The following is a 26,385-nucleotide window of genomic DNA, read 5'->3' as shown; positions in this document are numbered from 1 at the left end:
CAGACCCGAACAGCAAGGGCTATTATCGAGCTAATGCTAAACATGTTAACGATGTCCTGCTACCTGACAAGTAGTTGGTAGTCGGTACTTGATGGGATTCGCTCCGCGAATTCCTACTATTCCGACGCCGGCGACTAAGACGACCAAATAGAATCAGCAATTCCCGAACGGGGATTACTTCGAGGTTTAGCTTGGCCGAAAGAAAAACTCCGCTTTGTTTAAAAGCGAAGTTCTGCAGCGTTTAACACCGGAGTCAGGCGCTACTTTTCGTGGTGCCAGGTGATCTTAATGCGGGCGACTTCCTCGATTTCCCGCGTCCGTTGCCGGGTCATGAGCCGGGTTACCCCTTCCAGCGGCGGAACACCTTCGTAGAGAACGGCGTATACCTGCCTGGCGATCGGCATCTCGACGTTGAGCCTCCTGGAGAGTTCGGTGGCGGCGATGGTGGTCCGGACCCCTTCGACGACCATCCTCACAGCGCTGAGAGCTTGTTCCAAGGTCCTGCCCTTTCCTATCTCCATTCCGAAACGCCGGTTCCGGCTGTGCATGCTTGTGCAGGTAACGATAAGGTCGCCGACGCCGGTCAGGCCGCCGAAGGTTAGCGGGTCTGCGCCCAAATGGACGCCCAGCCGGGTGATTTCGGCAAGGCCCCGCGTCATGAGCGCGGCTTTCGTGTTATCTCCGTAGCCCAGGCCGTCGGAGATCCCGGTGGCGACGGCAATGATGTTTTTTAAGGCTCCGCCGAGTTCCACACCGATCAGGTCCGGGTTGGTATAGACTCTGAGCTCGGGGGATATGAAAAGGTCCTGGACGAACTCGGCCACCGGTTTGCAGGGGGACGCCGACACCAGGGCGGTCGGCATGGCCCGGCCGACTTCTTCCGCATGGCTGGGTCCCGACAGGCTGGCGTAACGGGACAGGGTCCTGTCCCCCGTAACCGATTTGTAAACTTCGGAAAGCCGCAGGAGCGAATCCGCTTCAATGCCTTTGGCGACGTTGACGCAGGGCGCGTCGCCGAGGTGCCGGGACACCGTTTCGAGCACCTGGCGAAAGGCGTGCGAAGGCACGGCAAAGACGACGCATTCGGCGCCGGCCAGGAGCGCTTTCCAGTCTGCCGATATTTCTATCGACAAAGGTATTTTAACCCCTGGAAGATAGGCCTTGTTTTCCCTAGATGAAGACAATTCCGCGGCATGGTCGGGGCGCCTGGCCCACAGCCTGACAGGCCGACCTTTGCGCGCCAGGTGGACGGCAAGCGCCGTTCCCCAGCTCCCGGCGCCCAGGATGGCTACTCTGGTCATGGCGATCTCCCCATTACATTTGCCTGGCGTGGTTTACGGCATCCTGGAAGATGGGCAGCCCTTCGGCTGCCGCGGGCCCTCGTCGCCAGTTGGGGTGCTGCGTCGGCAGCACGAACCGTTCGGGATGGGGCATGAGGCCCATTATCCGCCCGGACGGGTCGCAGATCCCGGCCACGGCGTGCAGCGAGCCGTTAGGGTTGGCCGGGTAGGCCTGGGTGGGGCGCCCTTCGGCGTCGACGTACCGGAATACGACCAGCCCCCGGCGCTCAAGGTCGTCCAGGACGTCCTGGCTGGTGAAAAACTTGCCCTCCCCGTGGGCCACCTGGTAGGTCACGGTGCGTCCGGCCAGGCTTTCCGTAAACACGCACGGGCTTTTTTCCACTTTCAAGGATACCCAGCGACACTCGAAACGGCCACTGTCGTTCGGCATCAGCGTCGTCGTGATCGACCCTATCCGCGAATACGGTAGGAGCCCCGTTCTTACGAGGACCTGGAAGCCGTTGCAAATCCCCAGGAGCAGGCGTCCTTTGTCCACGAACTCCTGCAGCTGTTCGCGCAGCAGGGACGTCAATTCGACGGCCAGGATCTTTCCGGACAGGACGTCGTCGCCGTATGAGAAACCGCCGGGAATGACCATGATCTGATAGTCAAGGAGACGCTTGCGACCGGAGCGCAGCTCGTTGACGTGCAGGTAATCGGCCCGTGCTCCGGAAAGCTCGAGGGCAAAGGCCGTTTCCTGGTCGCAATTGGTCCCGTCGGTGCGCAAAACGCAGGCCCGTGGCTTCAAGCTCCGAATACCTCCTTCATGGGACGCTGCCATGCTTCCTTCAGCTCATCAACGAGGACGGCGAAACGCTGTTCGCCAAGGGAAACACTGACGCGCCGGTCGGCGGTAGTGCTCCCGATCACGCGCCAAGGAACGTCGCCGAAGAGGTCGCCGGGAGCGGTTTCCGGCGCGAGCTCGACGATAAAACATCCCGCCGTTTCGTTAAACAGGAAATAATCTGGACGCTGGTCCGGCGGTACCGAAACGGCGACGCCGCATCGGCCCCCGATGCACATCTCGGCGATGGCCGCGGCCAGGCCGCCCTCGCTGATGTCGTGACAGGCCAGGACCTTGCCGGAATTGATGGCCCGGTACAAAGCCCGGCAGGTGCCGGTGAAAGAGGCCAGATCGACCTTCGGCAGCGCCGTTCCGGCCAGGCCGAGGTTTTCCCAGTAGACCGACCCGGCCATTTCGGTGATGTCGCGCTGACCTACAAGCAGGACCTGGCTTCCCGCCTTCTTGAAGTCGGCGGAGACGGTGTTCTTAACGTCGGGAATCCGCCCGAATGCGGAAACGCACAGCACGGGCGGGATCCGGATTGTCAAGCCGCCGGCGCCGCGGTAAGTGCTCGAAAGGCTGTCCTTGCCGGAGATGAAGGGACAGCCCAGGGATCTGGCAAAATCGGTGCAGGCGTCGACGGCGCGGTCGAGGGCCCACAGCATCTCTTCGTCCGGGACGGGCCAGATGAAGTTATCGATCAGGGCCAGCTCGTCGATGTTCGCTCCCGCGGCCACAGCGTTGGCTACGGCTTCGGCCGCCGCCCAAATGCTTCCCCAGTAGGGGTCGATCCGGTTGAGGATGGGATTGAGGCCGTGCGCGATGACGAGCCCGTAAGGTTTGCCGAGGATGGGGGTCAAGACGCAGGCGTCGTTGGGGCCGCTGCCGTCGACGCCACCCAGGGGAGGCAAGGCGTTGGTGCCCTGCACGCCGTGGTCGTAAACGCGCACGATGGGCTCCTTGGAGCAGACGTTCAGGTGCGCCATAACGTCCTTGTAGGCTTTCACCCAATCGGCCGGCGGGTCGGGCATAAGCTCCGGCTGCGGATTGCGGGACGGCCGCGCCGCTTGCATGCGCCGTTGAGGCAGCCCGCCGTGGAGGAAGGCCATGCTCAGGTTCATAACCTCCGCTCCTTCGTAGGTCGCCCGGAAACGCCCGTCGCCGGTGAAGGTGCCGAGAACGGTCGCTTCAACGTTGTGCTCGCGGCAGATCTCCCGGAAGCGGTCGATGTCGGAGGGCCTGACGGCGGCGACCATGCGCTCCTGGCTTTCCGACAGCAGGATCTCCCACGGCGCCAGGCCCGAGTATTTCAGCGGGGCCTTGTCCAGGGCCAGCACGGCGCCGGTTGAAGCGCCCATTTCGCCCACGGCGGAAGCGAACCCGCCCGCGCCGCAGTCGGTGACGGCACGGATCAACCCCTCGTCGCGGGCCGCCAGGAGAGCGTCGCTCATGCGTTTTTCCTCGATGGGATGGCCGATCTGGACGGCCTGGGCGTTGACATCCATCGTCCGGTCCGTCATCGCGGCGCTGGAAAAAGTGGCCCCGTGGATGCCGTCCCGGCCGGTGCGCCCGCCGATGACGACGACAAGGTCTCCCGGCTCGGGCTTCCCTTTCTCGCACCGGTCGGCCGGCAGCAGGCCGTAGGAGCCTACAATGACCGTGGGTTTGGCGCGGAAGTCGCGGTGAAAATGTACCGAACCGTTGTTGGTAGGTATGCCCATCCGGTTGCCGTAATCCCGTACTCCAGCCACCACCTGGCGCAGGAGGTAGTTCGGATGCATGCACCCCTGGGGAATCTCTTCAAGAGGGGTATCGGGCGGAGCGAAGCAGAACATGTCGGTGGAGGCAATAACCTTGGCTCCCTGCCCGGTGCCCATAACGTCCCGGAAAACCCCGCCGCTGCCCGTAGCGGCGCCGCCGTAAGGCTCGATCGCCGACGGGGAGTTGTGCGTCTCGACCTTGCCGCAGACGGCCCAGCCGTCGTAAAAAGCCAACACGCCGGAGTTGTCGACGAAAGCCGAGAGCACCAGCGGGTGATTGATGCTGTTGGTGGCCTCCTGCAGGCGTTTCAGGAGAGGCCTCTTTTCCCGGCCGTCCACCGTCAGGTGTGCTTTGAAGGTCTTGTGCACGCAGTGCTCCGACCAGGTCTGCGCCAGGATTTCGACCTCGCAGTCAGTCGGCTCGCGGCCGATGGCCCTGAAATGATCCTGGATCAGGCGCATCTCTTCCAGGTTCAAAAACAGCTTGTCTTTGCTGAGCTCCATGAGCTCTTCGTCGGTCATGCCGGTAATCGGGATGGAGAGCGTGGGAGCGGAACGGCCGGTAATGATCAGGGTTTCGGGCTTTTCCCGGACAACGTGTTGAACGGTGGCGTTGACGAGCAGGCGGCGCAGAATGGTGTCGATATCGTCCGGGGTGATTTCCGGGCCGTAAAAGGCGTATTCCCAGCTTGAATCTGCGGCGACGACGTGCGAAAGGCCGAGATCCCGGGCCGACTTGATCAGGGATCCCGCTTCCGGGTTCATGACGCCCGGACGGTAAGCGACCTCAACCAACCAGTTAGTGTCCGTGATGATCGGCTCGTTGACGGTGTATACCTGGAAGATGTCTTCGCAAAGAAGGGTCCGCGCCAGGTACCCGGCTTCCGCGACGGTAATCCCCTCAAAACGAAAAACCTTGGCCGTTCTTACGGCCTGCACCGTGGAGATGTGCAGGGACCGCTGGATTTCAGCCAGGGTTTGCCTCCCTTTGGCGTCGGGAAGCGAGCTTCGGACGGCTACGCGCACTTCTTGAATGGCCAATGTAGGACACTCCCCCTCCCCACGTCCCCTATTCTACCATAAAGAAGCCAGATGCAAGAAGTCAGAGGTTGGACTCGAAGAAATTCGCTTTGCGAATTTCAAACTATAAACCAACAGCTATCTTCGGGCGCCGAACTTGTATTCGTTGCCATGGATCAGCCGCTTGATGTTCGAACGGTGCTTGTAGATCGCCGCCGCGGCCAGGATGGAAGTGAAGATTAGGTAGTCGCGGCTGAAGCCAAGGTAGTAAAACCACAAGGGGATCGATACCGCAGTAATAATGGAGGCCAGGGACACGTAACGGCTGACGGCCAGCGTCACCGCCCAGACGATAAAACCGCCGAGGGTCGCCAGAGGGGAAAGCATCAGCAGCACTCCCCCGCTCGTGGCGATCATTTTGCCTCCCCGGAACCCTAAAAAGACCGACCAGCCGTGCCCGATAACGGCGGCTGCGCCGGTGAGGAGTTCGACCTCCGGGGCGCCGTAGACGCGCCCCAGCCAGACGGCCAGCGCCCCCTTGCCGACGTCTGCAGCCAATACCAGGGTCCCCGGGAGGGGGCCGAGAACGCGCCAGACGTTGGTCGCGCCGATGTTCCCGCTGCCGTGGGCGGTGATATCGACGCCTCTGATCGCCTTGGCGACGAGATAACCGAAGGGCAGGGCTCCGAGAAGGTAGCTGATCAGCACCAGGATCAAGGTTTCCACGGTATTCACTTGGTCTCCCTTCCGCGCCAGATGATACGCACCGGCGTTCCCTCAAAGCCGTAGGCGCGCCGCACCTGGTTTTCGAGATACCGACGATAGGCGTTGGTGCCGAGCGCCGGGTCGTTGACGAAGAGGACGAAGGTCGGCGGGCCCGTCGAGACCTGGGTTGCGTAGTAGCACTTCAGCCTCCTCCCCTTCTCGGCCGGCGGTGGCGCGGCGAGGAAGGCATCCTGCATGAGGCGGTTGAAGTCGCTCGTTTGCACGCGCCGGGTAAACTGGGCGTAGACGCTGTCGACGGCGTCCAAAATGTTCCGAACCCGGTGTCCGGTAACGGCGGAGGTGTAAACGAGCGGGGCGTAGCTTATGAAGGCCAGTTCCCGCCGGACGGCCTCGGTGTAACGGTTCATCGTGCCGCTGTCTTTGGGGACAAGGTCCCACTTGTTGACCGCGATGATCGTCCCGCGGCCGGCTTCCTCAGCCAGGCCGGCAATCCGCTTGTCTTGGGCGGTTACGCCTTCGACAGCGTCGATGACCAGAACGGCGATATCGGCCCTCTCCAGAGCCCTCTGGGAGCGCATGACGCTGTAACGCTCCACCGGCTCGGAAATCCTGCTCCTTCGCCGTATCCCCGCCGTATCGATGAACACGTACCGCCGGCCGTCGCGCTCCAGGAAGGTATCGATGGCGTCACGGGTGGTCCCGGGGATGTCGCTGACGATGACGCGCTCCTCACCCAGAATTGAATTGACGAGCGAAGATTTTCCGACGTTCGGACGCCCGATGAAGGCCACCTTGACGGCCTGTTCCTCCCGGGTGTCCCCGGCTTCGACCGCCAGGCGGGCCACCACCTCGTCCAGAAGGTCGCCGACGTTAAGGCCCAGTTGGGCCGAGACCGGCACGGGGTCGCCGAGGCCCAAGCTGTAAAACTCGGCCAGGGGCAGAGGTTGATCGAAGTTGTCGATCTTGTTTATAACGGGGATAACGGGTTTACCTGCCCGGCGCAGAATATTGGCTACCTCGATGTCTTCGGGCACCAGGCCGTCGCGGCTGTCAAGAACGAACATAATCAGGTCGGCTTCGGCAATGGCCTGTTGGGCCTGGGCGGTGACCCTGGTAGCCATGGTGTCCTCTGAGGCGGTGTCGATGCCGCCGGTATCCACAAGGGTAAACGCCCTGCCCGCCCATTCAGCGTCCTGGTGCAAGCGGTCGCGCGTGACGCCCGGCTGGGCCTCGACGACGGCGGCGCGCGTTCCGACGATCCTGTTGAAGAGCGTGGACTTCCCGACGTTCGGGCGCCCGACGATAGCGACGAGGGGTTTATTCAAGGGTGGCTCTTTCCTCCTCTCGAAACCGCAATGTTTTAATGGCCTGATCCCGCTGCTTTTAAGACCCGTATCCAGTCCCGGGGGTCGCGGCTGGTAACGACGGGTTTCTCCAGGATTCTTTCCAGGTCAGCGGCCGTCAGACCGTCAAGGGTCAGGCCGTCGTCATTGAAGCACACGCTCGGTATAACAACCAGGCGGCCGAGGTTTTTGCCCTTGAGTTGGCTGGCGATGTCCTTCCCTGTCAGCAGCCCGGTCACGGTTACAGCGGGCCCGAAGAAGTTGTTGCGGATGGGCAAGACCCGCACGTCCAGCCCTATGCGGCGCAGCGGGTGCAGGGCCTCTTGCAGAATCGGCGCCGCGAGCGTTCCCGAAACGACGGTGATCTTCTGCGTTGCGCCCAGAGGCTCGGTCAACCCGCCCAACCATATTTTAAGCGCGTCGAGGTGTTGTCTTACAAGGCCGATGCCGTTTTCCAACTGCGGGTATTCCCCGTACAACTCCGCCGGCGGGACCGGCGCCCCTGCCTTTAGATAAACCTCGTCGGCCGCGTGGACCAGTGGATCGCCCAACGCCTTAAGGAATTGTTGCTGCCAGCGCTCGACCTTGGTGACGAGGGCGGAGGCTTCCTCCCGCAACAGAGTCTTCAGCGGGTAAAGCCCCTGGCGAAACCTGGTAAGCCCCACCGGGACGATGGCGATGGAACGGACCCGGGGCCAAAAACCGGCAAGGTCTGTTATAGTCTTGTCCAATTCCCGCCCGTCATTAATGCCCGGGCAAAGGACGATCTGGGTGTGCATTTCTATGCCGGCGGACTTCAAGAAGGCCAGCTGCTGCATGATTAGGCCCGCTCTCGGATGCTGCAGCATTTGTTTGCGCAGGTCGGGATTGGTGGTGTGGACCGAAATATACAGCGGGCTTAAGCGCTGGCCGGCGATGCGCTCGAGGTCGTGCGGGCCGGCGTTGGTCAGCGTGATAAAGTTTCCTTCCCAGAAAGAAAGGCGGTAGTCGTCGTCGTTTACGTAGAGCGACGTCCGGAGACCCGGCGGCATTTGGTCCAGGAAGCAAAAAAGACACCTGTTCTGGCACCTGCGCAGGCCAGGAAAGGGTTGGTCAAAGACCAGGCCGATGTCTTCGTCGTACTCCTTATCGATCTCCAGTACCAGTTCTTCCCCGCCGGCCTTTTCAACCCGCAATTCCACGTGTTCGTCGGCGAGGGCGAAACTGTAGTCGATCAAGTCGCGGATGGGCATATCGTTAGCCGCTACCACGGTGTCTCCCGCGACGACGGGCAGAGATGCCGCAATGCTGTCCTTTCTTACCGCGCTGACTACAAGCCCCACTTAAGTACCGGGAACCCTCCTTAAGCTGCCATTTTTCACCGTTTTCGACGCCGGTTGTCCAATCCCTGCCGGAGGGGCGATGCGGGAAGCTGGAAGTGGGCGACGAGGTCCCGTCCGGCTCTCGGCCAGGTAAGGGACAACAGGTTTTTGGCCAGGCGGTTCAGGCGGTGCCGGTAAAGCCAGGTCACCAAACGTATGAATAGGCTGTTCCGCCGGAGCGGTACGGTTATAACGTCGCCGTGCGGGATGTCGTGCATGATGCAAAAGCTTTTAACGATACGGGTCAGGAAGACCTGCGACGCAGGATACCACAAGGCGAAGATCGGCAGCCCCTCCCGGCTCCGGCCGACCCGGCGGCAATCCTGCGGGCTGGACAGGAAATCAAACGCCGCCGGGTTCCGCGCCGATGCACCGCTGTCCGTTTCGTTAAGGGCGGCCAGAGCGGCAAGGGGTGTGTCGTCAACGTACAGTAAGGCCTTCAATCCTGTCTATTTCCTCCTCAGCCTGTTTTACCAGCTGCACCAGGCGGGGGTAGGCTTTTCTGGTGCCTTGGGCGATTAAAAAAAAGCCGATGCGCTTCCACCGCGCCCGCCTGGAAAGATAGCCGCCGACCCGCATCTGCCAGTTCAGAATGGGCGTGGTGTCGACCAGCAGCTGACGACCGTTTTCGATCAAGGCGTGGAGCAAGCTGCTAAACACACCTTCAGTTACCCTGGCGTAGCCCAGGCGACCCAGGATCCAGATTTCACGCCCCTGTTCATCGCGCCCGTAAAAGGCGATTCTTCCATAATCAGACCCTGCCCGTTTGTCAAAAAAGGGCAGGGTCTTCAGTTCACTGTCCGAGGGTCGGCGGCGGGGGTCCAAGAGACGAAGGTGCAGGGCTGCGGCGAGAACGGAGGAATGAGTGCCGCCAAAACAATGATAAAGGATCTTCAATTGCGTTACCCCTTTGCAGAGCTATCGTTCTCCCTCGCCGCCCTCCTTCCGGTTGTTCAGCTTGAGCCCGATTTCCTTGCTGAAGAACTGGCCCAGTTTTTCCTGAGCCTGCTTTACGCCGCCGGCGCTGACAACAAGGAAGACGCCGGCGCCCACCACCGTAATAGCCAGGATCCATAGCAGCGCCGTCCAGACCCCCGGTGACGTTCCCGCCCGCGGGGTCACGCCCGGGCTCACACCGAGGACGGTGGGAATGGCGTCGGCCAGCAGGGTGATGCCGTCCTCGGCCTCCTGCCTGGATACCGTATGGGTTCCGGCCTCGACCAGAATCGCGGTCGGCATCAGGTCCTGGTTATAGTTACCTCTGCCGATGAAGACTTCCTTGACTAAATTTGGATGGGTTTTGTTTGCAAAAGCCATCAGACGCCTGGCGAAGTCTTTATTGGCATTCATGTTGGGGTTCTGGCTACCGATTACGAGTCTGAGCTGGCTGATTTGCCGGCCGTTAACCGTCCGCCGGTAAAAGCTGGCGTCGGGAACGCCGTCCCGGTGTACGTCGATCAGGGCGGCGGGGTTGCGCTTCATAAGCTCGACGACGGTCTTGCGGGACCGCACGTAAGACTGGGCGTCGTGGGGTTCGTGGGTGGCGAAGCTGTGGTCGGCCCTTACACCTTGATCCCGCAGTGACGAGGCCAGGGCGGTTCCGACCCGGAAAATGCCGCCATTACCGGGTTTGGACTCGGTTCCGTCTGTCGGGACATAGGATTCGTCGCTGTGGGTGTGGTAGATGCCGATGGCCCTGGAACGGTTTGTTTGGGCCTGGGCCGGCAGGGCATACCGGTCAAAGTATTCCATGTAGGCCAGCAGGTCGCGGTCAATGCCTACCATCTCGGCTTTGGCGAGATTCCCCTTGACCGAAACGATGCGGTACTGCTCGCCGTTTCCGCGGATGATTTCGTCGCCCTTGTAAACATGACGGGCAAGCTTGGTAACAAGGCGCCCGTCTTTGTCGACGACCGTAGAGTATTCGCCTGCGGTCATATGGTCCAGTTCCTGCGTCAGGTTGAGGGGCGCCCATGCGGGCAGGTTCTCGGGAGAACTGTAATAAGCAAGGATAGTTCCCGCACAGATCAGGCAAGCGACTAAAATCCCCAGTTTAGCGGTCTTCATCCCTTTGACCTCCCTCTCCAGGGGTTTTAAGAGCGTCCAGCGTAGCTTTACTACGGCCTTCTGAACGCGGCCCCCCTTGTATCCGTTCCCTGATTTCCCCGACTACCTCGGCGAGGAGCACCGCCAGCAGACCAGAGATGACGATAACGTCGAAGGCTCCGGCGCCGCCGATGTGTATGCTCCCCGGGGTGCGCGTCGCGGCGAGCCTGGTCCACTGAAAAATGTCAGCCAGGAGCACCCCCAGGATGGCCGCCACAAAGGAGGCCCTCCGCGAGCGTCCCACGGCGTAAGCGATGATGGCGGCCACAATGGGATACAGGTAGATGATGTCGATGAAGTCGTACCGGCCTGCAGGCTCGGGCAAACCGGTCATCACGAAGGTTCCCACCCCGTATACGACTGCGCCGGTAAGCAGGGCTCCTAAAAGGGCCCGCGTTCTTTCCGCCGTCTCGTCGGCACGGTAGAGCAGATAGCCGGCCAGGGCCACGGGGACGATGCCGCCGCCCACGTTAAGGGCGACCGTGTTGCGTCCCAGCGGAATCGGGATGTCGATGAGGCTGCCGACCACCATGGCGCCGAGAATCAATAGCGCGGCGCGGTCGGTAAGCCTCATCCTGTCCAGGACGCGGTGCAGCAAACCAAGGTAGATCAGCACGGAAACAACGATCAGGATAATAACGCCGATTGGAAGCCTGTCCATATCACCTGCTCCTTCGCTTTGCAAATATTAATGCTAGGTTCTCCTACGGAGCAGGAATTAATGCAAATTTAAGGGGCGGCCTGAAAAGGCCGCCCTGCTCTAAAAAGTTTTTTCTATTTCTTTTTCGCCTACTCTTCCTGGGTCAGCTTGTCCCCCACCGCGTCGCCGATGGTCGTTCCCTCATCCCTGTTTTCCGGCATATCGGCGAACTCCCGCCCCGCCGCTTCGCGCAACGAAAGACGGATCCGCTTGGACTCCTGGTCAACGCTTAAGACCTTAACGTTGATTTCCTGTCCTTCCTGGACCACGTCTTCCGGTTTGGCCACGTGCCATTCGGCGAGGTGGGAGATGTGGATGAGACCTTCGACGCCGGGTTCGAGTTCCACGAACGTGCCGAACGGGACCAGCCGGACCACCCTGGCTTTAACGATGGAACCTTCCGGGTATTTCTCGGCCACGGTATCCCAGGGGTTGGGAAGGACCTGTTTCAGGCTCAAGGAGACCTTCTCGCTTTCCCTGTCGACCCGCAGGACCTTAACTTCGACCTCGTCGCCGACGTTGAGCACTTCCGAAGGGTGATTGATGCGGTGCCAGGAGATCTCCGAAATGTGCAAAAGCCCGTCCAGCCCGCCGATGTCGACGAAAGCCCCGAATTCCGTCAGCCGGCGCACCGTGCCGCGGACGACGTCACCCTCCTGAATGCTTTCCAGGGTGCGTTTGCGTTTTTCCGCATACTCGGTTTCCAGAACGGCCTTGCGGGAAAGGATGACCTTTTTGCGGCTGCGGTTGAGCTCGATGATCTTGGCCCTTACCTTCCGGCCCACGAACTGGGCCAGGTTTTCGACGAACCCCCTGTCGGCCTGGGAAGCAGGCAGAAAAGCCCTTACCCCGAGGTCGACCAGCAGGCCGCCCTTGACTACTTCGCGGACCATCCCTTCAACAGGTTCCTCGTTTTGGAAGGCCTGTTCGAGTCGTTCCCAGGCCTTGACGGCGTCAGCGCGGTTTTTCGAGAGAATGATTCTTCCCTCATTGTCCTCTGCCTTTACCACCCAAACATCTATCTCATCTCCCACCTGGACGATGTCCTGTGGGGAGGTGACTTCACAGCAGGACAACTCACGAAGCGGAATCACGCCTTCCGATTTGGCGCCCACGTCGACCAGGACTTCATCCTGGCCTACGTATACCACAACGCCCCTGACAATTTCCCCTCCTCTGAGAGATTTGACCTGCATCGACTGCATCTCGTCTTCTGGATTCGTCATTTCTTCCATCTCTCGCATCCGTTGTTCAACCTCCTCGATAATCCAATCCGGTGTGGATGCCCCCGCCGTAAGCCCCGCGATCTCTACGTTACGGAACCAACGGGGGTCAAGCTGGTCGGCGGTCTCAATCTGATAGGTTGGTGTCCCGGTCTTCCGACATAGATTCGTAAGCTTGTTGGTGTTCGCGCTGTCGGCCCCGCCCACAACAACCATCACCTGGACTTCCTTGGCCAGCTCAAGAACGGCCTTCTGCCGTTCGGCAACAGCATTGCAAATAGTGTTGGAAACCGCTACGTCGCCCATCTTTTGGCGCAAAACCTTGACCACGGCCTCAAAATTGTCCTGGGGCTGGGTGGTCTGGGCGACGACGCCGACCCTGGGGAAGACCGGCAGGTCCCGCGCTTCATCGGGGTTTTCGACGACCATGGCCTTCCCGCCTGTCCATCCCACAATCCCGCGTACCTCCGGATGATGTCTGTCGCCGACCACGACGACCTGATACCCGGAAGCGGTCAGGTCCGAGGCAAGCTGCTGCGCGCGCCGGACGAACGGGCAGGTGGCGTCCACAACCGTCATGCCGAGGCCTTCCGCTTCGGAGAGCACGCTCGGGTCTACGCCGTGGGAACGGATGATCAACGTTCCTTCCGAAGCCTCGTTTACGTTCTCGATCACGTTAATACCCCGGTCTTGCAGGTACTGCACGACCTGGGGATTGTGAATCAAGGGGCCCAACGAATAAATCGGCTGTTTTCCTTCACGCGCCGTCTTAAGGGCCAGCTCGATGGCTCTGCGCACACCGAAGCAAAAACCAGCCTTGGCGGCCAGCTTGACCTCCATTGCTTCACTACCTCATCTCATTCATCAAGGACCTGATGTCTTGCATAACCTGGTCGAGGTACGCCTCCATTTGCTCCTTGCCCGGCTTGTCCTTTACCGCCGGGGGATACACCGGATTGCCGATGCGGACGCGGACCTTGCCAAAGCCGGACGCGCCGACGACGGAGACCGGGAGAATGGGAACACCGGTTTTAAAAGCCAGAAGTGCGGCGCCCAGATGGGGCTTGAGAAGTTCTCCCGTCCGGCTCCGGGTTCCCTCCGGGAAGATACCGAGAACCTCGCCTGCGGCCAGCACCTCCCGGGCCTTTTTCAGGGCCGCCCTGTCTATCCCTTCGCGGCGTACCGGGAAAGCCGCCAGCGCGGACAAAAGCCGGCCGAACACGGGGAACGAAAAAAGTTCGGCCTTGGCCATGTAGTGGACTTTTCTGCGCAGCGCGCACCCTACAATGATTGGATCCCAGTAGCTCGTATGGTTGGCGGTGACAATCAGCCCGCCCGTTGCGGGAACCCTGTCTCCCCCCCTGACGTCCCACCGACGCAAGATCAAAAGGATTGCCCGGCAAAGGAGCCAGGCAAAGCGGTAGATCATTGGCGTTTCAGCACCTCCGTGGCAAGAAGGTTGACGACTTCCTCCACGGTCTTCCCGGTCGTGTCGATGACTTTGGCGTCGGGCGCGGGTTTCAGGGGAGCCACCTCGCGGGTGCTGTCGATAAAATCCCGCTTTTCGATTTCTTGCACGAGTGTTTCGAGATCGATGTCGTGGCCCTGGCGCCGCAGGTCGCCCTGCCTTCTCCTTGCCCGTTCACGGACCGAAGCCGTAACGAAAAACTTGTGGTCGGCCTCGGGCAGAACGCAGGTTCCGATGTCCCGGCCTTCCATGACGACCCCGCCGCTACGCGCCATTTCGCGCTGGAGCGTCGTCAGCCGTTTCCTGACCGCATAAATGCGCGCCACGTATGAAACGTGCCGCGACACTTCCGGCGAACGGATTTCCTCGGTCACGTCTTCCCCGTCGAGGAAAACGCGCAGCCCGTTTCCCGAAGAGACAAGATCAATGCTAACTTTTCCCGCCAGGGACCCTACGGCCTCGTCTTCGGTTGACGGGACGCCTTCGCGCAGCGCCTTGAGCGTAACGGCGCGGTACATGGCCCCCGTATCGATGTAAAGGAACCCGAGCCGGCGGGCAAGCAGCTTGGCGACGGTACTTTTGCCGGCTCCGGCCGGGCCGTCGATGGCGACTACGTTCCGCATCACCAGGGGCGAAAGTCCTCCCTCGCGATCATTGGGCAACAACTTCGACAAAACTGCGATTTTTCCTCTATATAAATGCAAATGGGACAACGAACGGGCCTGTTGGGCAGTATTATTCTTCGGTCAGCATATTTAATGCAGCGGCGAAGCCCGGATAGGAAACGGCCGCGCACTCACCGTCGGCGACCTCCGTGACGCCCTCGGCCACAAGGCCGGCAACCGCCGCCATCATGGCGATGCGATGGTCTCCGTGGCTTTCACAGGCCGCCCCGCGCAAAGACCAGCCTCCGGCGATTATCAAACCGTCTTCGGTTTCCCGCACGCGCGCCCCCAGCCTCCCCAGTTCTCTGGCGATGGCCGCCAGGCGGTTGGACTCTTTGACCTTCAGTTCGGCGGCATCCCGGATGACCGTTTCGCCCCGGGCGCAGGCGGCCGCAAGGGCCAGCACCGGGATCTCGTCGATCAGCCGCGGAATGATGGCGCCGGCGATAGTCACCCCTTTAAGCGGGGCGCTGCGGACGCGGATGTCGGCCCTCGGTTCGCCGCCCGACTCGTCCGGGCGCAGGGTTTCGATATCGGCGCCCATTTCCCTGAGCACCTGGATTATACCGTCGCGCGTGGGGTTCACCCCGACGTCCAGAAGGGTCACGTCACTTCCCGGGACGATCGTCGCGGCCACTATGAAAAAGGCCGCCGAGGAAATGTCTCCGGGAACCGTGACATCGCGCGCTGCGAGCCTGCCGGGCCGCAGCCGGATCGCCTGTCTCTCGCGGGTGATTTCCGCTCCGAAGGAAGCCAGCATCCTCTCCGTATGGTCACGCGAAGGCACCGGCTCGATGACTTCGGTAACGCCTTCGGCGTTCAAGCCCGCCAGCAGGATGGCCGATTTGACCTGGGCGCTGGCCACGGGCAGGCGGTACGATATGCCTTTTAAACGGCGCCCGGAAATGGCCAGCGGGGGGAACCTGTTGTTGTCACGCGCCAGGATGCGGGCGCCCATTTCGCCAAGGGGGTTGATGACGCGGGCCATGGGGCGCCGCCTGAGCGACTCGTCTCCGGTCAGGACGCTGAAGAAGGGTTGGCCGGCCAGAACCCCGCAGAGCAGGCGCATCGTCGTTCCGGAGTTGCCGGCGTCCAGGACGTCGGACGGCTCGCGCCAGCCATCCGGCCCGAGGCCGTGAACGACGACGCTGCCGTTGTCGGGCCCTTCAATCCGCACTCCGAGTTTTTGCAGGCAGCGAAGCGTGGACAGGCAGTCCTCGCCCTCCAGGAAGTTATGGATGCGCGTGGTGCCGTGCGCCAGGGCCCCGATAATCGCCGCCCTGTGCGAAATGGATTTGTCCCCCGGGGGGCGCAGGACACCCTTCAGGGGTCCCGATCGTCGCGTTTTAAGCATCTGCAAACGCCTCCTGACGTTTAACCGTTGTGCGATACCACCTTGATGCCGGCGTGTTTCAGTATCTCCCGCGCCGCATCCCTGGCCTCGCGGCTGGCAAAGGAAAGCCGCACGGTGCCGCCCTCGCCTTCCCTGACCCGCAGGATTTCAAGGTCCGAGATGTTCAAGCCGTCGGCGGCGAGGACCGAGGCCACCTCCGCGATGCTTCCGGGACGGTCCGGGATGTTGATGAGCAGGTTGAAAAGGTCGTGAAGAAACCCTTTGGCTTTGGAAGGCACCGCTTTCCTCAGCTCGCGGGCGTCCTGCAGCAGTGCCTGCAGGCCTTGCAAATCGCCCGCTTCCAGGAGATCGTCGATCCGGTCCAGCTCTTTCCTGAAGTGGGCCATCGCCGCCCGGAGCATGGCGCTGTTCGTAGCCAAGATGTCCCGCCAGACCTCGGGGTTCCCGGCGGCCACGCGCGTGGTGTCCCGGAACCCCCCTGCGGCCAGGGAGAAGATCTCCTTCGAGCCGGGCATCGACCCCACCGCGTTGACCAGCGCCACGGCCGCCATGTGGGGCAGGTGGCTGATGGCCGCCACCGCAAAATCGTGGGCGGCCGGGGACATCTCGATCGGTTTTGCGCCGACGGCCCTGGCGAGTTCCCCCACCACCCTCAGGGCCGACGGCGAAGTCCTGGGAGTGGGTGTGAGCACGTAGTAGGCGCCTTCAAAAAGGTACCGGTCGGCGAAGCGTACGCCGGCCGCTTCGGAACCGGCCATCGGGTGCCCGCCGACAAAAAAGGCGCCGTCGGGCATTACCGCTTCCGCCTGCTCCACGATCTGCTGTTTGGTGCTCCCCACGTCGGTGACGATGGTCCCGGGGGTAAGGTGAGGGACGACCTCACGGACGGACTTGATGATGGAGGTAACGGGCGTGGCGACGATCACCAGGTCGGCCCCGCGCACGCCCTCGGCCAGCGAGGCGGCCGTGCGGGTAACCGCCCCCATCCGCTCGGCTTCGCGCAGGTTTTCCGGGTTGCGGCCGATGCCCACGACCTCGCGGCTGAGCCCGCGCTGCACGATACCCATTCCCAGCGAACCGCCGATCAAACCGACACCGATAATGCCCACTCTATCGAACATAAACAGCACCTCCCGCTCACAAAAACAAACGGAACCCGCACAGTGCCGCTAGTGACGCAGCAAAGGGGGTCCGAAGAGGGATCAAGGATTGACTACGTCAAGCCCGTCGTTACGCCTAAGGAACAAAACGGCCCACCGCTTCAGCCACGTTCCTGACGTCGCGCATCATCGTCATGAATTTTTCGGGGTTGAGAGACTGAGCCCCGTCGCAAAGAGCCTCGGCCGGGTTCGGGTGCATTTCGACGAGCAGCCCGTCGGCCCCGGCGGCGACGGCGCTGCAGCACATCGGGGCGACGAAGCGCCACCGGCCGATGCCGTGGCTGGGATCGACGACTATCGGCAGGTGCGACAGGTACTTCACGATGGGCACCGCGGTCAGGTCCAGGGTGTTGCGGGTGTACGTGTCAAAGCTCCGGATGCCGCGCTCGCACAGGATCACCTGGGTGTTGCCCGACGCCAGGATGTACTCCGCCGCCATCAGCCACTCCTCAATCGTGGCGGACAGGCCTCTCTTGAGGAGGACCGGTTTGGGGATGCCGCCCAACTCACGCAACAAGTTGAAGTTTTGCATGTTGCGGGTACCGATCTGAATAATGTCAGCGTACTTCGCCACAACCTCCAGGTTGCGGATATCCATAACCTCGGTGACGATTTTAAGCCCGAACCGTTCCCGAGCCTCAGCCAGAATCTTGAGTCCTTCCTCGCCGAGCCCCTGGAAGGAATACGGGGATGTCCTCGGCTTGAACGCTCCGCCGCGGAGGATCTTGGCCCCCGCCCGGCTGACGATCTCGGCCGCTTTAAGGAGCTGCTCCCTGCTTTCCACGGCGCACGGCCCGGCCATCACCTGCACGGCCTGGCCGCCGATCTCAACGTCGCCGACTCTGATGATGGTGCCGGCCTCGTTCATGATGCGGCTGGCCAGCTTGTACGGCTGCAGGATCGGAACGACGGCCTCCACGCCCGGCAGCGCCCCGAGTGCGATGTCCGCAAGACCCGTCTCATCGCCAATAACCCCGATGATAGTGCGCTCAACCCCCTTGGAGAGGTGGACCTTGAAACCCTTTTGCTCGAGCTTCGCCATCACTTGGCTGATTTCTTCTTCGGTAGCATTGTGCCGCATTACGATTACCATTATCAGAAATCCTCCCTTAAAGTCCCGTCAAGAGCTTCTATAAAAACCGCGTTTTCATCCGGTGTCCCGATGGTCACCCGCAGCATCGTCGGGTACCCGAAGCCTCCCCTGACGATGACCCCGCGCCTGAGCATGCGCCGGAAGACCTCCTGTTCGGGACGGCCCGCGTCAAAAAAGATGAAGTTCGCCTCGGACGGCACGTAGGAGATGCCCCGGGACGTGAATGCGCTGTACAGAAAACGTTTCCCTTCTCGCGCGAGGTCCTGGGAGCGCCTGACAAATTCGCGGTCGCCGAGGGCCGCCAGCGCCGCGGTCTGGGCGAGGGCATTCACGTTAAACGGTTCCCGCACCCGTTCCAGGTAGGCGATCAGGTCCGGGCTACCGATAGCATAACCCACGCGCAGGCCGGCCAAGCCGTAGATCTTGGAAAAGGTGCGCAAAACGACGACGTTCCTGCCGCGGCGGAAATAATCGAGGCCGTCGGGATAGAGCGGGTCGTCGACGTATTCGAAATAGGCTTCGTCCATGACCACGAGAACCCTGGGGGGCAGCTTGTCAAGGAAGGTCTCGAATTCGTCCTTGCGCACGATCGTGCCTGTCGGGTTGTTGGGGTTGCAGATGTAGACGATCTTCGTGCGCGGGGAGATCCGGGTGGCCATGGCCTCCAGGTCGAGGCGGTAATCGGTTAACGGCACTTCCACGGGCTCGGCCTTCATGAGGCGTGCCAGCGGCTCGTAGCGCGGGAAGCTCGGAACGGGCATAACCGCCTCGTCGCCCTCGTCCAGAACCGCCAGCGAGAGCTGCTGGACGACCTCGTTGGAACCGTTGGCCAGGAGAACGGCCTCCGGTTCGACGTCCAGCGCAGCGGCAAGGGCCCTCTTCAACCGGTAAGCGCTCCCGTCGGGATACCGGTGGACCTCCCCGATAGCCCGGGACACGGCTTCGACCGCACGCGGAGACGGGCCGAGGGGGTTTTCGTTTGAGGCCAGCTTGATAACGCGCTCCAGCCCCAATTCCCTTTGCACCTCTTCGATCGGTTTCCCGGGCTTGTATACCGCCAGGCTCCCGATATTGCTTTTGATTAAGCTGTCCAGCATTCCCTGATGACCTCCCCGTTTTTGCCAAGCCCATCATTATTGACCAATACTATCACAGGGCTCAGGGCCTAGGCAATGACCCGGCGCGCAAATTCGTCATCTAAAACTGACTTATATGAAGAAGCTGTCGTATTCGACCCCAAGATTGTCCGGATGCCGCATCGGGCCGCGTCAAAATGGAAATGACCGGCACTCAGTACAGTTACCGGCCATTACCAGACCAGCTCTGCTAAGCTTCATCAAAAATCTCGAGAAATCTCAACTCGACTCGTCTAACCTCGTCTTTTATTTAGTTAAGTGACACCATAGCATGCCGCGCGCAAAAATGTCAAGCATTTAAACTTAAGGTTAGGGCATCAGGCCAAGCCGGCCTATCTCCTCTTGCTCCAGAAGGCGCAACACGGCGATGTTGTGTTTCAGTGTGGACAAGATTACCGGTTTTTGACGCCGTTTCTTGTCGGGGTCAAGGATGATTTTCACCTCGGGAAAGGCCGAGTGTCCTTTGGGGGTACCGATCACGACGCCGATTTCTCCGCACGAGAGTTCGACGATGCTTCCTGAGGGGTAAGCCGGAATGTTATACAGAAAAGCCAGGAGCAAGTCGTAATCAAACCAGTAATCCCCCGCCGCCGCCAGCATCTCGAAAGCCTGGTGCGCCGGCACGCCTTTGCGGTAAACACGGTCGGCGGTCAGGGCGTCGAAAATGTCGGCCATGCCCGCAATCTGGGCCATGGGACTGATATGCGGGGCCTTCAATCCCAACGGGTATCCCTCGCCGTTGCAGCGCTCATGGTGGCTGTAGGCGATCTCGGCCGCAGACGGGTTGTCGGCCAGCAGCTCCTTGGCGAACACCGTATGCTGTTTGACGATGGCATATTCCTCTTTGGTCAGCGGACCGGGCTTGTTCAAGATCGAGGAAGGGATGCGCCTTTTTCCTATATCGTGAAACAAGGCCCCCATTCCCAGCTCGAAAAGCTTGCGGCGTTTGTATCCCAGGGTTATCCCGGTCAGAACGCTTAGAACGCAGACGTTTACCGAATGGTAATAGAGATACTCGTCCTCGGCCCGGATGTCCATGATGTTCAGGGCTGAAGAGGTTCCGGAGGCGTTGGACAAAATCTCGTCGATGATATTGTTGACCGTTGCGCCAAGCGGCGCCGTCGGGACCGGTCGATCATAATCGGGGGCGTCAAACAGCTCCCTGACGCGGTTGGCGGCTTCAGCGCGCGTCTCAACCGAGACGGCGCTGGGTATATCGGTATCATTAAGGAAACCGTCATCAATGACAACAGAGGGGATGCCCAGGATCACAAGGCGGGATATGATGCGATCATTCAAAACGACTCCTGCCTGAAGGTAAGGCTCCATGTGCGGGCCAAGTACCGGCTGCCCGACCTTCATGCCCGAGACGAGGTTTTGTACGGCAACCTTCCGCAAAACGACACCTCAACCACTTTATCGCCTTAAGGCATTATCTTAAGGCATCAAAAGATCCGGGCGCAACCGGGCGGCCCCGTCGAGATAAAGATGCCTTAACTCGGCCTGTGACTTGTCCGTGTTGACGTGCACGAGCACCCTGATGCACTTCCCTATCGCGGTCGGATGGGCGATCTCGGTGGCGCCCAGGAGAGGCACGTTGGTCCAACCCAACTTGCGCGCTGCCAGAGCGGGAAATTCGGCGTTGAGGTCAGGGGTCATGGTAAGAAATATACTGGCGATGTCATTGACGTCAATGCTGTTGGCCCTGACCATTTCCTCCAACAGGCGCATCGTCGCGCGAATGATTTCTTCGGCGGTATTCTCGTTGACCGTTATCGCTCCACGGATTCCTCGGACAGGGCTCACAGGCAAGACCTCCCGGTATTTAGCGGCTGTATTTGCGTTCCATCCACGATTTTACGCTCTTGATTTCCTCGTTGATCCTGAATAGCAGGCGCTCGATCTCGAACTTCGAGAGGATCAGTCTGCCGGGTTCCAGGACTTCGATCCTGCGGAATTCCTCGCGGGCGGCGAAGCGGACGATGTCCTCCAGGCTATCCACGGCGACCACCAGTTCCACCGGCGCAAAGGCTACTTCCGTTCCGGCCGCGTCGTCGTACACGGTGTAGATCTCGCCGCCGAGGTTGATGTCTTCGATAACGACACCCTGGAGCGGCACGTTGCGGAAGAGCGCGATCTGCTGTTCCCGGATTTCCTCCGCTACCTTCTCGGTTGATTTAGCACCCAGAAAAAACCGACCGGGCCGCGAAACACCCTTAAAATCGAGCCTGATTTTAACGCGAATAGCGCCCTCGACGAGCCCTTGCTCAGTTTGGAATCTAGCCACAGGGACTTACCTCCTGCAGAAGTTGTAGCGCAACACGGGTTTCAAAGATGCTTCAAAATTTTCCTATTCTTCTCTGCTTTCGGTAATCCTGCTAGTTTGGCAAACCACTGAGCATTCTTAGTCTTTTCAGCTCGGTTTTTGTCAATTTGCGGTAGCGGCCGGGCTCCAGGCCGCCGAGTTCGATGTTCCCGAATCGGACTCTGCGCAGGGCGCGGACGGGATGTCCCACAGCCTCGCACATTCTTCTGACTTGGCGGTTCCGTCCCTCGTGGATGGTGATTTCCACTACAGACTCCAGGCTTCCCGGCTTCAGCAGCCGTACCCGCGCCGGCGCCGTGGGACCGTCGGAAAGACGGACGCCGCGGGCAAGCTGTTTGAGCGCGGAAGGGTCCGGTTTACCGGTAACGGTTGCCACGTACGTTTTGGGGACGTGATGCTTCGGATGGGTCAGGGCGTAAGCCAGGGCTCCGTCATTGGTCATCAGGAGCAGGCCTTCCGTGTCGTAGTCCAGACGCCCCACCGGATAGACGCGTTGGGGGATGTCTTCCACCAGGTCCTTTACGGTACGCCGCCGCTGGGGGTCAAAAAGGGTGGTCACGTAACCGGGCGGCTTGTATAATGCTATGTAAACCTTTTCTTCGGGTTCGATCGGCCGCTCGTTGACCGTCACCTTGTCTTTTTGCGGGTCAATGCGCGTTCCCAATTCGGTAACGACACGCCCGTTAACCTTGACGGCGCCGCTCCTGATCAATTCCTCGCATTTGCGACGTGAGCCGAGACCGGCTCGGGCCAGGATTTTCTGCAGGCGTTCCCCGGTCAAATTGCCGCCTTCTTCCGTCAGTTGAACATCAGGTTGACAACATAGATTGAGGCGATGAGCGTGGTAAAATCGGCCAGCAGGCCGGACCATACGGCGTAGCGGTAGCGCGTGATCCCCACGGAGCCGAAGTACAGCGTCAGCACGTAAAAAGTCGTGTCGGTGGACCCTTGCATCGTGGAGACAAGGTAGCCCACAAAGCTGTCGGGGCCGTGTTCCTTGATCAGTTCCGTGGCTATCCCAAGGGCCGCTCCGCCGGAAAGGGGGCGCATAATCGCGTGGGGCAGGATGTCCGGCGGCGCGCCGATGAATGCGAAAATCGGGGCCAGTGCGTCGGCGACCATCTCCATGGCGCCCGAAGCTCGGAAAATGCTGATCGCCACGATCATCGCGACCAGGAAAGGAATGATCTTGACGGCCACCTCAAAGCCCTGCTCCGCGCCCTCGACAAAGGTTTCGAAAACAGGTACCCGGCGGATCACGCCGGTGACGAGAACCAGGACGAGGAATCCCGGAATGGCCCACTGGGAGACGTCTCCGATTAGGCTTAGCATAACCGCCCACCCTTCCGGTTGTAAAGGCGGCGGAAGATAAAATCGGCGATGACGGCGGCGGCCATCCCGCAGGAAGTGGCGAAGATCGTCGGGCCGACGACCCCGGCCGGATCGCTGCTCTGGTAAATGGCGCGTATCCCGACGATGGTCGAGGGAATCAGGGTGATACAGGCCGTGTTCAGCGCCAGGAAGGTGCACATCGCCTCCGAAGCGGTATCAGGCCGGGGGTTGAGCCTCTGCATCTCTTTCATGGCGATCAGGCCCATCGGGGTGGCCGCGTTTCCCAGCCCCAGGATGTTGGCGCTCAAGTTCATGATGATGGCCCCGACCGCGGGGTGGTCCCTGGGCAGGCTGGGAAAAAGAAAACCCATCAGGGGCTTGACCAGGTGAGCGAGTGCCGTTATTAACCCGGCCTTCTCGGCGATCTTCATTACGCCGAGCCAGAAAGCAATAATGGCTACGAGGTTTAAGGCCGTTTTGACGGCGGTCTGGGCGCCTTCCAGGGCGGCCGTGGTCACGACGTTTATGTCCCCCCTGACCGCCGCCGTGCCTATGCCAAGCAGAATTAAAGCCAGCCAGACGTAGTTCACCAAGGCGATCACCCCTTGTCCCGCTTGCCGCTTAAAGTAAATTATGTCGGCGGGACAAGGGGTAGAACTTGGTGATTCGCTCGTCAGTCATCTGTCGTCAGCCGTCGGGATAGATGCCAAAAAGAACAGGGGAAGCGGTTCCATTTCCCCCTGCGGTCAGGCATACCTTTGTTATAGCGTCGGCGTCTGCTCTTTTGATATGTACTCCTCCGTCTGGTCTTCCCTCTTCTTGAAGTACTTGTCCAATCGTTCCAGTACATGAGGGGCAAGATCGATCAGACGATCGGCAATGACGTTGGAATCTATGGGAAGCAGCCGCACCTGTCCCTGTCCAACCACCAGAAACCCGACAGGGGAGACCGAAACGCCCGCCCCGCTGCCCCCGCCGAAGGGGAACTGGGCCTGCTCCTTCTGGTCTTTTTGCTCGGACTGCTTGGTCATGTCAAACTCGCTGCCGCCTGCCGCGAAACCGAGGGCCACCCGGGAGATGGGGATGATGATCGTTCCGTCGGGCGTTTCTACCGGATCGCCGATCACCGTGTTAACGTCGACCATTTCCTTGATGCTCTCCATAGCCGTCTGCATCAGGCCCTGGATGGGGTGCTGCTCCGTCACGGTCTTACCTACCTCCTTAAGCGCAGAGCCTTAAGCGCTGCAATCATAATATGGCCGACCCTGACCCTGAGTATACAGTCAACGTTCGTGGCGAAGGCGGGCTGGACGAAATCGGAGTAGACGGCGAAACGGGGCTGCCGGTCGAAGCGGACCACGCCGGCCGCGAATTTAAAGAAAACGCTCTTGGCGGTCCAGGCAAAACCCGACAGGATACCGGTCTGCGCGGCCTGACCCGTGCCCAAGCGGGTAAACCAGTTGAGTTCCTCCACGTTGAGCCTTGTAAGGATATAAAAAGCCGGTCCTTTTAGGCGCACAAACCAGGGCCACCACCTGGCCAGCGCCTCGGGCAGGGGGATTTCCCTAAGGCCTCTGTCGGAAACGGTGGCGGGGGTGTTGGAGTCCGACTTCACCCTGATGGTTGGCTTCGGCCCGCGTGACAGCAGATCAAGGAAAGAGATGTCCAGGGCGTATAAACGTATCCCCAGCCAGGACACGGTCAGGTAAAAGCGGTCGTCGTCACCGGAGCGCTTATAAGAGAACCGGACGCCGATAAAGGACGTTACGACGAGAAGCAGCAGGGTGGCAGCGGCTATGCCAACGATCAGCCAGAACATTCGAAGAGGTTTGCCTCCCCGGAGCAGAATTAAACCTGCAGCGCATCCCGCACCAGCGACATTGTCTTACGCGCTTCTTTTTTGGCGCGATCGCAGCCGTCTGCCAGGATTTCATCAAGGTAGCCCGGCCTGGACAGCAGCTGCCGGCGACGCTCGCGGACGGGGTCGAGCGCGGCGTTCAAGGCGGCCGTGAGTTCTTTTTTGCACGCCACGCAGCCGATCCTTCCGGCCTTGCATTCCTCCTCTATCTCCGGCCTCCGCGCGGGACTGTACAGGCCGTGGAACGCGTAGACCGTGCAGACGTCGGGATGGCCGGGATCGGTTTTGCGAATGCGCGCCGGATCGGTCACCATCATCCGTGTCAGCCTGTCCACTTCGTCGGCCTCGGCGCTGATCATAATCACGTTGCCGTAGCTCTTGCTCATCTTCCGCCCGTCAATCCCCGGTAGGAGCGGCGTTTCGGCCACGATGGCCTTGGGTTCGGGGAAAACGCCGCCGAAAAGGTGGTTGAATCGCCGGGCCACCTCGCGGGTGAGTTCCAGGTGCGGGAGCTGGTCCTGTCCCACCGGGACGGCCTCGCCCCTGTGCACGAGGATGTCCGCCGCCTGGAGCAGCGGGTATCCCAGGAAGCCGTAGGTGTTAATATCTTTGCCCTGCGCACCCAGTTGCTGGACCTGGTCTTTGTAAGTGGGCACCCGTTCGAGCCAGCTCAAAGGCGTAATCATTGAAAAAACAAGATGCAGTTCAGCGTGCTCGGGAACCTTGGACTGGATGAAAATGGTGCTGCGTTCGGGGTTAATGCCGGCGGCCAGCCAGTCGGCGATCATCTCGCGGGTGTTTTGCTTGATGGTTGACGGGTCGTCAAATACGGTGCTCAGCGCGTGCCAGTCGGCGGCGAAATAGAAGCACTCATGCTCCTTTTGCAGGCGAACCCAGTTTTCCAGGACGCTCAAGTGTCCCAGGTGCAGTTTGCCTGTCGGCCGCATCCCGCTTACAATTCTCACTTCTCTCCACCCTCTTCCCGGTAACGATAGGCCCTCTACGATTCTAAGCTCCCACGATAATGTCCACGAGGCGGAAAAGCGCCGAAATGGTCGGATGGTAAAAGAAATTGATGAAATCCCAGGCCGCTCCCGTAACAAACAGGACGATCAGCAACAGGATACCGTACTGTTCAAGGGAGTAGAGCCAGCTCTGCCTGCCGGGCAGAATTCCCGCCAGGATCTTGGACCCGTCAAGGGGGGGCACGGGGATCAGATTCAAAAAGGCCAGGACGACGTTGATGTGGATCGTCCATTGCAAAATATCTCCCAGCAGCGTCGACGGCGCTCCGAGAACAGCCCAGATCATGGCCGACGCCAGGGCGACCAGCAGGTTCGTCGCCGGCCCGGCAAGGGCGACCAGCAGCAGTCCCTGTTTAATGTTGCCGCGGAAGTTGTAAGGGTTTACCGGTACCGGCTTGGCCCACCCCACCTTGGCTACAAGAAGAAAGATCAGTCCGACCGGATCGATGTGCGGTATGGGGTTCAGGGTCAGGCGCCCCTCCAGCCTGGCCGTGGGGTCGCCCAGCCTGTCGGCGACGTAGCCGTGGGCCACCTCGTGCAGGACGATGCCGGCGATAAACCCGGGAGCAATCAGCAAGAGACGGTTTAAGTCCAGAAAGTCCATC

27 protein-coding genes are annotated in these 26,385 nt (G+C 60.7%); all 27 read right to left on the bottom strand.

Annotated features, from left to right (window positions below):
- Nucleotides 1-260: 260 nt before the first annotated feature.
- The 27 genes from ACUM6F_RS09590 to ACUM6F_RS09460 all read right to left on the bottom strand — a co-directional run bounded on the left by ACUM6F_RS09590 (nt 261) and on the right by ACUM6F_RS09460 (nt 26,384).
- Entirely contained in the window at nt 261-1,301 is a 1,041-nt protein-coding gene (locus ACUM6F_RS09590) for an NAD(P)H-dependent glycerol-3-phosphate dehydrogenase (RefSeq protein ID WP_425621741.1), read from the bottom strand.
- 13 nt (nt 1,302-1,314) lie between these two features.
- Entirely contained in the window at nt 1,315-2,088 is a 774-nt protein-coding gene (purQ, locus tag ACUM6F_RS09585; protein ID WP_445349075.1) for a phosphoribosylformylglycinamidine synthase I, read from the bottom strand.
- Complete coding sequence (gene purL / locus ACUM6F_RS09580) at nt 2,085-4,925, bottom strand: phosphoribosylformylglycinamidine synthase subunit PurL (RefSeq protein ID WP_445349074.1); 2,841 nt, start codon at nt 4,923-4,925, stop codon at nt 2,085-2,087. Before purL ends, purQ begins: the two co-directional genes overlap by 4 nt.
- A gap of 117 nt (nt 4,926-5,042) precedes the next feature.
- The gene (gene plsY, locus ACUM6F_RS09575; protein ID WP_445349073.1) at nt 5,043-5,639 is read right to left on the bottom strand and encodes a glycerol-3-phosphate 1-O-acyltransferase PlsY; all 597 of its coding nucleotides are present in this window, start codon (nt 5,637-5,639) and stop codon (nt 5,043-5,045) included.
- On the bottom strand, nt 5,636-6,955 hold the full coding sequence (der, locus tag ACUM6F_RS09570) for a ribosome biogenesis GTPase Der (RefSeq protein ID WP_445349072.1): 1,320 nt from the start codon (nt 6,953-6,955) through the stop codon (nt 5,636-5,638). Before der ends, plsY begins: the two co-directional genes overlap by 4 nt.
- Before the next feature lie 35 nt (nt 6,956-6,990).
- Nucleotides 6,991-8,295: a DUF512 domain-containing protein gene (locus tag ACUM6F_RS09565; protein ID WP_445349071.1), complete on the bottom strand. Its 1,305-nt coding sequence runs from the start codon at nt 8,293-8,295 to the stop codon at nt 6,991-6,993.
- A 35-nt stretch (nt 8,296-8,330) separates the two neighbouring features.
- Entirely contained in the window at nt 8,331-8,777 is a 447-nt protein-coding gene (locus ACUM6F_RS09560) for a hypothetical protein (RefSeq protein WP_445349070.1), read from the bottom strand.
- The gene (locus ACUM6F_RS09555; protein ID WP_425621734.1) at nt 8,755-9,231 is read right to left on the bottom strand and encodes a DUF3189 family protein; all 477 of its coding nucleotides are present in this window, start codon (nt 9,229-9,231) and stop codon (nt 8,755-8,757) included. Before ACUM6F_RS09555 ends, ACUM6F_RS09560 begins: the two co-directional genes overlap by 23 nt.
- A gap of 21 nt (nt 9,232-9,252) precedes the next feature.
- Nucleotides 9,253-10,401: a stage II sporulation protein P gene (gene spoIIP / locus ACUM6F_RS09550; RefSeq protein WP_425621733.1), complete on the bottom strand. Its 1,149-nt coding sequence runs from the start codon at nt 10,399-10,401 to the stop codon at nt 9,253-9,255.
- The gene (locus ACUM6F_RS09545) at nt 10,388-11,101 is read right to left on the bottom strand and encodes a DUF1614 domain-containing protein (protein ID WP_425621732.1); all 714 of its coding nucleotides are present in this window, start codon (nt 11,099-11,101) and stop codon (nt 10,388-10,390) included. The genes spoIIP and ACUM6F_RS09545 overlap by 14 nt, the downstream gene beginning before the upstream one ends.
- A gap of 128 nt (nt 11,102-11,229) precedes the next feature.
- Nucleotides 11,230-13,203 carry a bifunctional 4-hydroxy-3-methylbut-2-enyl diphosphate reductase/30S ribosomal protein S1 gene (locus ACUM6F_RS09540; protein ID WP_425621731.1) on the bottom strand — a complete coding sequence of 658 codons (1,974 nt, stop codon included), beginning with the start codon at nt 13,201-13,203 and terminating at the stop codon, nt 11,230-11,232.
- 7 nt (nt 13,204-13,210) lie between these two features.
- Complete coding sequence (locus ACUM6F_RS09535) at nt 13,211-13,792, bottom strand: lysophospholipid acyltransferase family protein (protein ID WP_445349069.1); 582 nt, start codon at nt 13,790-13,792, stop codon at nt 13,211-13,213.
- On the bottom strand, nt 13,789-14,454 hold the full coding sequence (gene cmk / locus ACUM6F_RS09530) for a (d)CMP kinase (protein ID WP_425622126.1): 666 nt from the start codon (nt 14,452-14,454) through the stop codon (nt 13,789-13,791). The genes ACUM6F_RS09535 and cmk overlap by 4 nt, the downstream gene beginning before the upstream one ends.
- A 112-nt stretch (nt 14,455-14,566) precedes the next feature.
- A complete protein-coding gene (gene aroA / locus ACUM6F_RS09525) occupies nt 14,567-15,850 on the bottom strand; it encodes a 3-phosphoshikimate 1-carboxyvinyltransferase (protein WP_425621729.1) in 1,284 nt (427 codons plus the stop codon).
- Between the two features lie 20 nt (nt 15,851-15,870).
- Nucleotides 15,871-16,971: a prephenate dehydrogenase/arogenate dehydrogenase family protein gene (locus ACUM6F_RS09520; RefSeq protein WP_425621728.1), complete on the bottom strand. Its 1,101-nt coding sequence runs from the start codon at nt 16,969-16,971 to the stop codon at nt 15,871-15,873.
- Between the two features lie 115 nt (nt 16,972-17,086).
- The gene (aroF, locus tag ACUM6F_RS09515) at nt 17,087-18,103 is read right to left on the bottom strand and encodes a 3-deoxy-7-phosphoheptulonate synthase (protein WP_425621727.1); all 1,017 of its coding nucleotides are present in this window, start codon (nt 18,101-18,103) and stop codon (nt 17,087-17,089) included.
- A gap of 2 nt (nt 18,104-18,105) precedes the next feature.
- Nucleotides 18,106-19,200, bottom strand: coding sequence for a histidinol-phosphate transaminase (hisC, locus tag ACUM6F_RS09510; RefSeq protein ID WP_445349068.1), 1,095 nt, complete (start codon nt 19,198-19,200; stop codon nt 18,106-18,108).
- A gap of 348 nt (nt 19,201-19,548) precedes the next feature.
- Nucleotides 19,549-20,601: an HD-GYP domain-containing protein gene (locus tag ACUM6F_RS09505; RefSeq protein WP_445349067.1), complete on the bottom strand. Its 1,053-nt coding sequence runs from the start codon at nt 20,599-20,601 to the stop codon at nt 19,549-19,551.
- 75 nt (nt 20,602-20,676) lie between these two features.
- Nucleotides 20,677-21,045 (bottom strand): chorismate mutase, encoded by a 369-nt coding sequence (gene aroH, locus ACUM6F_RS09500; protein ID WP_445349066.1) that lies wholly within the window; start codon nt 21,043-21,045, stop codon nt 20,677-20,679.
- Between the two features lie 19 nt (nt 21,046-21,064).
- Nucleotides 21,065-21,526 carry a hypothetical protein gene (locus ACUM6F_RS09495; protein WP_425621723.1) on the bottom strand — a complete coding sequence of 154 codons (462 nt, stop codon included), beginning with the start codon at nt 21,524-21,526 and terminating at the stop codon, nt 21,065-21,067.
- Nucleotides 21,527-21,617: 91 nt separating this feature from the next.
- A complete protein-coding gene (locus tag ACUM6F_RS09490; RefSeq protein ID WP_425621722.1) occupies nt 21,618-22,346 on the bottom strand; it encodes a pseudouridine synthase in 729 nt (242 codons plus the stop codon).
- Between the two features lie 17 nt (nt 22,347-22,363).
- Nucleotides 22,364-22,897 carry a spore maturation protein gene (locus ACUM6F_RS09485; RefSeq protein WP_425621721.1) on the bottom strand — a complete coding sequence of 178 codons (534 nt, stop codon included), beginning with the start codon at nt 22,895-22,897 and terminating at the stop codon, nt 22,364-22,366.
- Nucleotides 22,891-23,499: a nucleoside recognition domain-containing protein gene (locus ACUM6F_RS09480; protein WP_445349065.1), complete on the bottom strand. Its 609-nt coding sequence runs from the start codon at nt 23,497-23,499 to the stop codon at nt 22,891-22,893. The genes ACUM6F_RS09485 and ACUM6F_RS09480 overlap by 7 nt, the downstream gene beginning before the upstream one ends.
- Nucleotides 23,500-23,658: 159 nt before the next feature.
- The gene (gene ytfJ / locus ACUM6F_RS09475; protein WP_445349064.1) at nt 23,659-24,102 is read right to left on the bottom strand and encodes a GerW family sporulation protein; all 444 of its coding nucleotides are present in this window, start codon (nt 24,100-24,102) and stop codon (nt 23,659-23,661) included.
- Nucleotides 24,103-24,110: 8 nt separating this feature from the next.
- Nucleotides 24,111-24,716: a DUF2953 domain-containing protein gene (locus ACUM6F_RS09470; RefSeq protein ID WP_445349063.1), complete on the bottom strand. Its 606-nt coding sequence runs from the start codon at nt 24,714-24,716 to the stop codon at nt 24,111-24,113.
- A gap of 29 nt (nt 24,717-24,745) precedes the next feature.
- Nucleotides 24,746-25,720, bottom strand: a complete 975-nt coding sequence (trpS, locus tag ACUM6F_RS09465) for a tryptophan--tRNA ligase (RefSeq protein WP_426377547.1) — start codon at nt 25,718-25,720, stop codon at nt 24,746-24,748.
- 43 nt (nt 25,721-25,763) lie between these two features.
- Entirely contained in the window at nt 25,764-26,384 is a 621-nt protein-coding gene (locus tag ACUM6F_RS09460) for a site-2 protease family protein (protein ID WP_445349062.1), read from the bottom strand.
- Nucleotide 26,385 lies beyond the last annotated feature (1 nt).

The sequence above is a fragment of the Desulforudis sp. DRI-14 genome, assembly GCF_052618305.1.
This window is presented reverse-complemented; position numbering and strand designations above follow the sequence as displayed.

Excerpts from the sequence above, each read along its gene's own strand:
- ACUM6F_RS09460 (WP_445349062.1), bottom strand. The coding sequence starts at position 26,384 with ATGGACTTTCTGGACTTAAACCGTCTCTTGCTGATTGCTCCCGGGTTT.
- ACUM6F_RS09545 (WP_425621732.1), bottom strand. The coding sequence starts at position 11,101 with ATGGACAGGCTTCCAATCGGCGTTATTATCCTGATCGTTGTTTCCGTG.
- ACUM6F_RS09505 (WP_445349067.1), bottom strand. The coding sequence starts at position 20,601 with ATGAAGGTCGGGCAGCCGGTACTTGGCCCGCACATGGAGCCTTACCTT.
- ACUM6F_RS09520 (WP_425621728.1), bottom strand. The coding sequence starts at position 16,971 with ATGTTCGATAGAGTGGGCATTATCGGTGTCGGTTTGATCGGCGGTTCG.
- ACUM6F_RS09485 (WP_425621721.1), bottom strand. The coding sequence starts at position 22,897 with ATGCTAAGCCTAATCGGAGACGTCTCCCAGTGGGCCATTCCGGGATTC.
- hisC (WP_445349068.1), bottom strand. The coding sequence starts at position 19,200 with ATGCTGGACAGCTTAATCAAAAGCAATATCGGGAGCCTGGCGGTATAC.
- aroA (WP_425621729.1), bottom strand. The coding sequence starts at position 15,850 with ATGCTTAAAACGCGACGATCGGGACCCCTGAAGGGTGTCCTGCGCCCC.
- ACUM6F_RS09470 (WP_445349063.1), bottom strand. The coding sequence starts at position 24,716 with ATGTTCTGGCTGATCGTTGGCATAGCCGCTGCCACCCTGCTGCTTCTC.
- ACUM6F_RS09540 (WP_425621731.1), bottom strand. The coding sequence starts at position 13,203 with ATGGAGGTCAAGCTGGCCGCCAAGGCTGGTTTTTGCTTCGGTGTGCGC.
- ACUM6F_RS09590 (WP_425621741.1), bottom strand. The coding sequence starts at position 1,301 with ATGACCAGAGTAGCCATCCTGGGCGCCGGGAGCTGGGGAACGGCGCTT.
- cmk (WP_425622126.1), bottom strand. The coding sequence starts at position 14,454 with ATGCGGAACGTAGTCGCCATCGACGGCCCGGCCGGAGCCGGCAAAAGT.
- spoIIP (WP_425621733.1), bottom strand. The coding sequence starts at position 10,401 with ATGAAGACCGCTAAACTGGGGATTTTAGTCGCTTGCCTGATCTGTGCG.
- ACUM6F_RS09535 (WP_445349069.1), bottom strand. The coding sequence starts at position 13,792 with ATGATCTACCGCTTTGCCTGGCTCCTTTGCCGGGCAATCCTTTTGATC.
- aroF (WP_425621727.1), bottom strand. The coding sequence starts at position 18,103 with ATGGTAATCGTAATGCGGCACAATGCTACCGAAGAAGAAATCAGCCAA.